The organism is Pseudomonas sp., from assembly GCF_041601375.1.
Lineage (GTDB): Bacteria > Pseudomonadota > Gammaproteobacteria > Pseudomonadales > Pseudomonadaceae > Aquipseudomonas.
The window spans coordinates 1-8,643 of record NZ_JBFIIG010000178.1; the positions used below are offsets into that span (position 1 = coordinate 1).

8 protein-coding genes, 1 tRNA gene and 3 pseudogenes are annotated in these 8,643 nt (G+C 63.0%); 3 read left to right on the plus strand and 9 right to left on the minus strand.

All coding sequences use genetic code 11. The annotated features are described in order from the left end of the window. Positions 1–523: sulfotransferase (locus ABZE94_RS17975; protein ID WP_372877065.1), on the minus strand; the 523-nt coding region annotated here is incomplete at its 3' end. A gap of 167 nt (positions 524–690) precedes the next feature. Here ABZE94_RS17975 and cysC point away from each other — a divergent pair. Next, entirely contained in the window at positions 691–1,296 is a 606-nt protein-coding gene (gene cysC, locus ABZE94_RS17980) for an adenylyl-sulfate kinase (RefSeq protein WP_372877067.1), read from the plus strand. Positions 1,297–1,503: 207 nt separating this feature from the next. Continuing rightward, positions 1,504–1,633: pseudogene (locus ABZE94_RS17985) on the plus strand (helix-turn-helix domain-containing protein); the annotation flags it as partial. Here the strand turns inward: ABZE94_RS17985 and ABZE94_RS17990 are convergent. The 5 genes and pseudogenes from ABZE94_RS17990 to ABZE94_RS18010 form a co-directional block, all read right to left on the minus strand. Next, a pseudogene (locus ABZE94_RS17990) lies at positions 1,618–1,917 on the minus strand (sulfotransferase family protein); the annotation flags it as partial. The pseudogenes ABZE94_RS17985 and ABZE94_RS17990 sit on opposite strands and share 16 nt — an antisense overlap. Next, a complete protein-coding gene (locus ABZE94_RS17995; RefSeq protein ID WP_372877069.1) occupies positions 1,917–2,717 on the minus strand; it encodes an aspartyl/asparaginyl beta-hydroxylase domain-containing protein in 801 nt (266 codons plus the stop codon). The gene ABZE94_RS17995 and the pseudogene ABZE94_RS17990, both read right to left, overlap by 1 nt. A 54-nt stretch (positions 2,718–2,771) precedes the next feature. Continuing rightward, complete coding sequence (locus ABZE94_RS18000) at positions 2,772–4,871, minus strand: site-2 protease family protein (RefSeq protein ID WP_372877071.1); 2,100 nt, start codon at positions 4,869–4,871, stop codon at positions 2,772–2,774. Then, positions 4,872–6,191: an efflux RND transporter periplasmic adaptor subunit gene (locus ABZE94_RS18005; protein ID WP_372877073.1), complete on the minus strand. Its 1,320-nt coding sequence runs from the start codon at positions 6,189–6,191 to the stop codon at positions 4,872–4,874. It abuts the gene before it with no gap. Continuing rightward, entirely contained in the window at positions 6,188–6,913 is a 726-nt protein-coding gene (locus tag ABZE94_RS18010; RefSeq protein WP_372877077.1) for an efflux RND transporter periplasmic adaptor subunit, read from the minus strand. Before ABZE94_RS18010 ends, ABZE94_RS18005 begins: the two co-directional genes overlap by 4 nt. 571 nt (positions 6,914–7,484) lie before the next feature. Here ABZE94_RS18010 and ABZE94_RS18015 point away from each other — a divergent pair. Then, positions 7,485–7,561: transfer RNA gene (locus tag ABZE94_RS18015), tRNA-Met, on the plus strand. A 94-nt stretch (positions 7,562–7,655) separates the two neighbouring features. On the opposite strand, the gene ABZE94_RS18020 is transcribed toward ABZE94_RS18015, so the two are convergent. The 3 genes and pseudogenes from ABZE94_RS18020 to ABZE94_RS18030 form a co-directional block, all read right to left on the minus strand. Continuing rightward, positions 7,656–8,075 carry a type II toxin-antitoxin system VapC family toxin gene (locus ABZE94_RS18020; protein WP_372877075.1) on the minus strand — a complete coding sequence of 140 codons (420 nt, stop codon included), beginning with the start codon at positions 8,073–8,075 and terminating at the stop codon, positions 7,656–7,658. After that, positions 8,072–8,317: a plasmid stabilization protein gene (locus tag ABZE94_RS18025; RefSeq protein ID WP_372877079.1), complete on the minus strand. Its 246-nt coding sequence runs from the start codon at positions 8,315–8,317 to the stop codon at positions 8,072–8,074. Before ABZE94_RS18025 ends, ABZE94_RS18020 begins: the two co-directional genes overlap by 4 nt. Positions 8,318–8,410: 93 nt before the next feature. Continuing rightward, positions 8,411–8,643, minus strand: a pseudogene (locus ABZE94_RS18030) (tyrosine-type recombinase/integrase); the annotation flags it as partial.

The window sequence follows — 8,643 nt, forward strand, 5'->3', positions numbered from 1 at the left end:
TGGCGTGTTCGCCGTAATAGGCATCCTTCAGCGCCGCCCAGGCGAACCCGACCAGCCGATTGCGCTGAGCCAGGGTCTCGACCCGGCTGTAGACGGTGTTGCGTTCGACATCGTCGCCGAACAGCTTGGTGTTTTCGTAGGGATTGGCGCGATACAGCCGCTCGAGGCTGTCCATCACCCAGGCAACATTGCGCACGCAGGCGATCACCTTGGCCTGCGGGAACAGATCCATAAGCGCCGGCAGCTTGGCGCACCATTGCCGGTTGGTGTCGAAGACGATGTCTTTACCGGCCTGCTCGGCGTAATAGTTGCTGAACAACCCGGCCAGTAGCCGCTTGCGCTGTTCCTGGGTGATCACCGGGCCGAACTCGCTGCCGGCACTGAACTGACCGAGCAGCGCCGAGAACAGGCTGCCTACCGGGCTGGTCATGCCGGCATGGAAACGCGGATTCTGCCGCAGCAAAGCGGCCAGCAACGTCGAACCTGAGCGGGGCAAACCCGAAATAAAATGAAACGTCGGCACTACCTGCTCTCTTTTTTAAAGTCCATTAAGCACTTCAGCCTAGTCGCCGTATTTGATTCTTACCAACGCACAAGGATAAGTTCCCCTTCTGAATAAAACTTGCTGGGCTGGGTGCCGAGCGCGCCCGTTGCAGTCAGCCCATTACCCCTTGTGCGAGACCTTTTGCTATGTCACTGGATGGAATTCTTGTGCCCCCCGATCGTCAACAGCACGAAGCCCGTCATGGCCATCGCGGGGTCGCCATCCTGTTGACCGGGCTGCCCGCCGCCGGCAAGTCGACGCTGGCCCGCGCCTTGGAAGCGCGGCTTTTCGCTCTTGGCGGGCAATGCCTGGTACTCGATGGCGACCGGCTGCGCGCAGGGCTCAATCGCGACCTGGGCTTCAGCGAAAGCGAGCGCGAAGAAAACCTGCGTCGCGCTGCGGAAGTTGCCGCCCTGCTGGTGGACGCGGGGATTGTGGTGCCGATGGCGATGATTGCCCCCTTGGCTCGACATCGACATCTGCTGGCCGAACGACTCGGCGCCGATTACCGAGAGGTCTGGTGCCGAGCCTCGCTGCATAACTGCGAGCGCCGCGACCCCAAGGGCCACTATGCGCTGGCCCGGGCTGGCAAGCTCAACAGCTTCACCGGAGTTTCCGCACCTTACGAGCCGCCGCGGGCGCCCGCGCTGATACTCGACTGCGACACCGGCAGCGTGGCGGACAACGTCGAGCGGCTGCTGCAGTGGATGAGCAGCGAAGGGCTGCTCGGCTCGCTTATGCGGAACACCTGATAGCCTCGCCTCCTACGTGCTTTTTCTCAGGCACCCAGCGTTTGCGTAGATTGGCTGAGGAGCGCAGCGGTGAAGCCCGATGATGATCTCGCACAGGCCAGCCTGCGGTACCCGCGGTTTTGCCTGTTAACGAATAATTTAGCTATAACCGAGGGCGGCGGCAAAATCTGAGTGCAACACCTGACCTTTCCGGTACGGTGCTGCCCTATGTCTTATTCCGAACTCAGCGTTGAAGAGCGCGCCACCATTCAAATCGGTCATGCCCAAGGCTTCAGCCTGCGTAGGATTGCCTGCTTGATCAACCGATCCCCTTCGACCATCAGCCAGCATCTGCGCCAGCAAGGTCGAGCCGCAACGCGAGGCGTGAAAGATAAACGCACCGGGCGTCAAACCGGGGCTGGCGGCCTGCCAGTCGAGCAGCGTCGCCAATGGCGTATCGCGGCGAAACGCCTGGTTGAACGGCAGCCGCAGAGCCAGGTCCACCTCATCGCGATAGAACGGCTGGGTCAACCGCTGCTCGCCGAACCAGCACCAATCGACGCGCCATTCACCATCACGCAGCCAGGCCCGGATGGGCAGCCAGCCGTGCATATCATCATCGGTCACCTCTTCGTGGCCCATCAAGCTCTCCATAGCGCACTCCAATCGCTCTTACCCTGGCGCATGGCCGCGCGAACGTCCGCCGCGGAAAACTCCAGCCCCAGTTCCTGGCCGATCTGCAGTGTTGCCTCGATAAACTCCCCAGTGTCGGTCAGTGCGCGCAAACGCCGCGCCAAGTCGACATCGCGCGCGATGCATTGGCGCAAGCGCTCGAATGCCTGCGCCGCGCCGCTGGCCTGCAGCGCCGGCGTCGTCGCCTGACCCTGCGCGATGGCCTGCAGCAACCAGTCCTGGGGCAAGCAATCGAGCACCAGATGGATGCGTGGCAGGCTGCTGGAATTGCTCACCCGATGGGGCCGGGAAAGATCGAGGAACCAGCACTCGCCCGACTGCATCGGCACCTGCAGGCCGTCCAGGAGAAACGCCACGCCCGGCGGACTGAGCAGCGGGATATGCAGGCGCAGGTCGCTGCCCGGCTGGCCCAGATCGTGATCGCAATGCTCATGGATAGTCGACCCCGGCCCCAGTCGCAGCAGGCGCGCGCTGCGCAGAGAGGCCTGAAAATTACCGAGTACCTCATGCCAAGCAGGCTCGTCCTGCCACCAGGCACTGCGCCACGGGGCGCCAAGCCCCGGGGCGAGTGGCAATGGCGCATCTTCTGCGCAAATCAACGCCACCCCACTCCAGTCGCCTTGGTAATAGGCGCTGTTGAAATGCCCCTGCCAGGCGTCGGCCGGTATCCGCTGCAAGGCTTCGAGCAGCGGCGGCAGATTGCAGCGCAGGGGCAGGCGCGAATAGACAGGTAGTGGGCTGATTTGCATAGAAGCGTCCTCGGCACCGAATAGTGCTGTGACGGCAGCAGCGCTGCCAGTGACCTAGAAACCGCTTTCCCTCACCCCCAGGGCCGCCACCCGCCGCCAGATGGCACCCAGAATGGACTCACCCTTGCCCTGCAGCACCACCACGCCCACCTGCGGCTGCCGCGGCGCCTGCAGTTCATCCTGCGGCACCAGGCGTACGCCGTATTGCCCTTGCTCAGGCTCAGGCCGTTGCTGCGCATCGCGGCCCACCGCGATCGGGCCGCCCTGATCCGACGCCAGCGCCGGTTGATCGAGATAGGCGGAACCGGTTACATCCACTTCGGTCAGTCGCACCGGCAAACCCGCCAACCAGGGGTCGGCACTGGCGATAAACCTCCCCTGGGCGCCGACCTCGATGCGCCATAACGACTCCTCGGCCAGGTACCCGCGCAAGCGCGCCTGTTGCGCAACCACCCGCAGCAGCGGCTGTTGTGGCGCCAACCAGCGACCGGCGGCCAGATCCATCGACAGATCGCGCACCACGCCGTCATGGGGCGCGCGCAGTTGCAGACGCTCACGTTGCGCGGCCAAGCCACGATACTCGGCCACGGCTTCGGCCAGGCTTTGTTCGAGGATGCCGCTATCCGCCACCGTCTCGCTGCGCCCGGCCTGACGCCGTAACTGCAGCTGCAGTATTTCGATCTCGCTGCGCACGATCATCTGACGCGAATCCAGATCGGGCGATTCCAGCTCCAGCAGCAAATCGCCACTGCGCACCGCCTGGCCGTTGCTCGCGTGCAGCTGCTTAAGCCGCGCCGCCAGTGGTGCATGCAGCGCGCTGACCCGGCTCGCCTCCAGCATCGCCGGCACTTCCACCGCGCTACGCCAGGGCACCAGTAGCACCGCCAGCAAACCCAGCAGCGCACCACCGACCAACAAGGCGCGCGCCGGTTGCGCCTGCTCGCGGCGCTGCCACCACTCCTTGATCTCGCGCCAGATCGGCAGGCCGATAAACCAGGCCAGCTCCACCAGCATCAGGAACACGCCCAGCAGCTTGAAGAACATGTAGTACACCGCCACGGCGATACCGATAAACAACGCCGCACGCCAGAGCCAGGCGCCATAACCCCAGACCAGCAACTTACGGCGCAAGGCCGGCGGCCAGGGCTCCGGAGCCGCCTCGCCATAACGGAACAGCGCCTCGCGCATGCGCCAGCGACACAGGGCGAAGGCGCGTGACTGCAGGTTGTCCACCCCCCATAAATCGCTGAGCAGGAAATAGCCGTCGAAGCGCATAAAGGGGTTGAGATTGATCACCACCGTGGTGATCCAAGTGGCGGTGGCCAGCATAAAAGCGGCGGTGCGCAGCGGCCCATCCGGCAACAGCGACCAGGCCAAGAGTGCGACGCAGGCCAGCAGCAACTCGGCCAGCACGCCGCCAGCGCCGATCAGCAACCGCGAGCGACGATCATTGACCCGCCAGGCATCGCTGACATCGGTGTAGAACAGCGGGAACAGCACCATAAAGGCCAAGCCCATGCTCTGCACCCGACACCCGGCGCGCTTGGCCATAAAGGCGTGGCCGAATTCATGACAGAGCTTGGCGAACGTCAGGGCTATACCAAAGGCCAGCGCCCCGCCCAGGCTGAACAGGTGCGGGAAGGTGGCGATAAACCGCTGCCAGTCGCGCGCCACCAGAAACACGCCGAGGGCCAACAGCAACGGTAGGCCGTAACGCAGCAGGCCAGGGCCATAGCGCCTGAGCCAGGGCCAGGTGCGGTCGAGAAAGGCGTCCGGTCGCCACAGCGGAATGCGGAAGAACAGATACTGGTGCAGCAACCCCTTCCAGAAGCCCTGCCGCTGCGATGCCGCCTTGCTGGCAAAGCTGTCGCGCTGCTCGACATCCTGGGCGACGATCAGGTCATGGCCGCGGAGAAAGTGCAGCATCTCCTGCACATCCGCCTCGCTCAGGGGTTGGCCGGGCTCGGTATTGGCCGCGCGCAGCACCTGCCCGGCATCGCCCTGAGGCCAATGGCGCAACAGACGCATGGCCGCGACACCGAGCTTGAAGTAACGCCCGCGCAAGGGGTCGACCAAGGTCCATTGCGGCGCGCCGTCCAACGCCGGCGCGGCGACGGATAGCTGCAGATCGGGGCGCAGCGCCGGCAACTGCATCTACAGCCCCACCGTCTGGCGCAGCGCCGCCAATGGCCGGCGCAGCAGATAGAGCGCCAACGGGCCGCGCTCGCCGTAGAGCTTGGCGGTGCCGCGCAGGCCGATACGCGGCGGTGTTTCATCGAACTCGGCGTCCAGGCGGTAGGCCAATTGGCCGCCCGCCACGGTTTGCGCCTCATAGGCCAGGCGCTGCAACCGAGCGCTATGGCGATGCAAGGGATCGCTATCGAGAAACAGCGCCACTTCGCCACCCGGCTCGAAAGCCAGTACATCGGCCACCGCCAGATCGATGCGCAGCTCCGCCTGCTGCGGATCGGCCACCACCATCAAGCGCTCGCCGGTTTGCACCGGCAGGCCGGTCCAGCGTTGGGCATCGGCGAACACCGCGATGCCGTCGCGCTCGGCCTTGACCTCGGTACGCGCCAGCAAATCGCGGGCATAATCGCGCTCGGCGCGTTTCTGCGCCACGCGGGTCGTGAACAAATCGATACGCGCGCCCGACTCGGCATCGCTGAATGCGCGCTGAGCATTGGCGCGCAGTTCGGCTTCGGCGACCTGCAGACTGCGTTCGGCGACATCCGCCTGCGCCTTGATGCTGGTGGCATCGAAGCGCACCAGCACATCGCCCTTTTTCACGTTCTGATTGGGTTTGACCAGAAACTCGGCAATCACCCCATCCAGAGGCGCTGCCACCACCTGACCATCGAGCGGCACCACCTCGGCCGGCGCCAACACCGACTGACGCACCGGCAACAGCAACAGCAGCGCCGCTGCCACTACCACGATGGCGACCTTGCGCCGCGGCCAGCGCAACCGCCAGGGTTTGCGCGGCTGCAGCGCCAGCCAGGCATGGCTGTAACAATCGCCGAGCTGCTCCAGCAGCGCTTGCTCGGCGCCGCCCCAGGGCTGCTCGCGAGCGATCCACAAACCGCCGTAAGGCTTTTGTTGGTGATCGAGCAAGGGCAACCAGAACACCGCACTCGCCGACAGGCTCTGCCAATCGGCCTGGGTTTGTGCGCTCAGCGAATCGGCCGTCACCACCTGGTGCTTGTCCAGACGCTTCTGCGCGAGCAGCTGACCGGCGGCATTTTCGACAAAGGCGACGAAGGGCGCATGCGCCTCGACCACGCTGATACCGGTCAACGCGCGCACCCGCCCGGCGATCAATAAAGCCGCATGGCGATAGCCGAACAGCGCCTGGGCATCGTTGACCAAGGCATAGGCCAGACTGTCGATATCGCGAGCCGCACGGGCCTGACGTTCAAGGCCGAGAAACTGGGCAAACAGCCGATCGGCAGGGTTTGGCTGCGCGGCGGTCATGGCATGCCCTCGAAGTGTGCAGTGCCGCTCATCCCGGCCAGCAAACCACTGGCATCGGCCGGCAGCGTGGCGATCAACAGCAGGGTCTGGCTGCCCTCATCGATACGCGCACCCAGGCGCTTGACCTCGGCCTGCAAGGGTTGGCCGGTCTCATCGGGCACGAAAGCAAAGGACTGACCGGGCTTGAGCGAGGCCAGCCAGCGCGAAGGCACCAGCAGATGGATTTCCAGGGTGCGGTTATCCACCACTTCCAGGATCGGCGTACCAGCGGCCACACTTTCATGGGGCTGCACACGGCGCTGCACCACCTGGCCGTCGAACGGCGCGGTGACGCTGCAACGCTTGACCTGCACGCGATACACCTGCGCCTCGGCCTCGGCTTGCGCGCGACGCGCCTCGGCCAGATTGACTTCGAAACGACCGACCGAATTCAGCGCCGCCAATTGCTTCTTGTGCGCCAGCTCCTCACGCGCCGCCCGCGCCGCTGCCTGCACCGCATTGAGCTGAGCCTGGTAGGCGCCACAGTCGAAGCGCACCAGCACTTCGTCCTTCTGGAAATGCTGGCCCTCGGCAAACGGCATCTCGGTGATCCTTCCTGCCAACTCGCTAGCCAACACCGCCTGATCACGCGCGCGCAACACCCCCCGCGCCTGACGCTCGGCAGCGACGGCCTGGGTATCGATATCGGTAGTTAAAAGGGGATCTTCGGCCCGTAGCGGCATGGCGCACACCAACACGACCAGCGGCAAAATCGAACGGCAATAATGCTTTGGCTCACGCCGCATAGTGCACTCCTTGCGTAATGGTCGCAGCAGTCTATGCCAGAAGCGGCCCAGGTAAAATCGCCAACAGGCATACCAAGCAATCGCCAGGGGAACTCCCAGCGCCTTGTCGGAGCCCGCTTGCTGGCGACGCTTCGGTCGCCCAGGATCACGGCATGCCCCCCCCCCGGCAACGACCTGCCACCCCGATACCTGCCGGTGACACGGCCTGCCCATATCCGCAAGCAAACCACACGTCCAGTCAGGCCGTTGAAAATGTAGGCGAAACAGCCAAGACAAGGCGCGACGGAGTAACTCACGCAGGCTGGCGCGCAGGGCAAGCGAAGCGAGTCAAAAGCGGAAGGGCTTGCACGCGAGACGCCGTGTCCGGGCCATTTTCAACGCAGTATTGGCAACCTGGATAGTTTTTCAGCGGCCTGATAGCGCCCCGCTAAGCGTTTGAAAGTGCGTAAAATTATCGAGACAAAGGGTTGACAGCTCACCTCCCCGCGAGAATAATGCGCGCCACATCGGCTACGTAGCTCAGCTGGTTAGAGCATAGCATTCATAATGCTGGGGTCCGGGGTTCAAGTCCCTGCGTAGCCACCAAACAAAACAAGGGTTTAGCGAAAGCTAAGCCCTTTTTTGTGCGCGCCAGTGACTACCAAGTGACTACGGCGTGCCCACAGACTGATTGATAGCATCAAGCTTCCCAAGGATTGATTACGGGAACGCCCAGGTAGTCGAAGTGACGAACATTGCGCGTGGCGACTCGCGCATCATGTAAAGCGGCGATTGCGGCGATCTGCCCGTCAGCCATATCCACAACCGTACCTTTCGCCTCACTCTCAGCCGCTAAGCCTGCATAGTGAACAGCCGCCTCTGTATCAAACGGAAGAATACGGCCAGCAAAATCCTCTTCAAACATTAGCGTCGCCAGCTCTAGCAACCCATGCTTGCGTTTGCCATCAGGCATGCGAGCGATGCCGTAAAGAATTTCAGCAACGGTGATGGCGCTGGTGAACAGCTCGCTTGAAGGCTGGGCATCAACCCACGCCAAGACTTCAGCAGCAGGCTTGGCCCGCATCAACTCGGAAAGCACGTTGGTATCCAGCAAGATCATTCGTCAAAGCTCGCGGCACGGGCCTTGTCCTTGCGAGCAGGCACCTCGAGATCCACCCCACCAACGGCAGCGAATCGAGCGTTGATGCGACTACCCAAACCACCGCTTTTTTCTGACGTAAACAGCGCATGGCGAATAATGACCCTGACCTCTTCTTCCATCGAACGGCCATGGCTTGCAGCAACCACACGCAATTGAGCCTTGATGTCGTCGTCTAGGTTTCGAATAGTGATGCTGGCCATAGATCCTCCCAAAGAAATCAATGCAATCATTGATATCATACTAGTAGAAAAGTGCACTCGTATACGTGTCACAAGGATACGCTGTGACCACTTCTGCACCAGAGGGGAAAGCCTCAGCGCAGACTCCAAGTGATCGGGTGACAGGTGCGCATGGTCATGCTGATCGACGAGTGACCGAGGAATCGTTGCAGGCTGAGGATATCCCCTCCCCCCATCATGTAATGGCTGGCGAAGGTGTGGCGCAGGATGTGGGTTAGCTGTCCTGGCGCCTGGAAGCGGCAACGCTCATAGGCGCTTCGGAATGCAGCACGACAGGACATGAACAA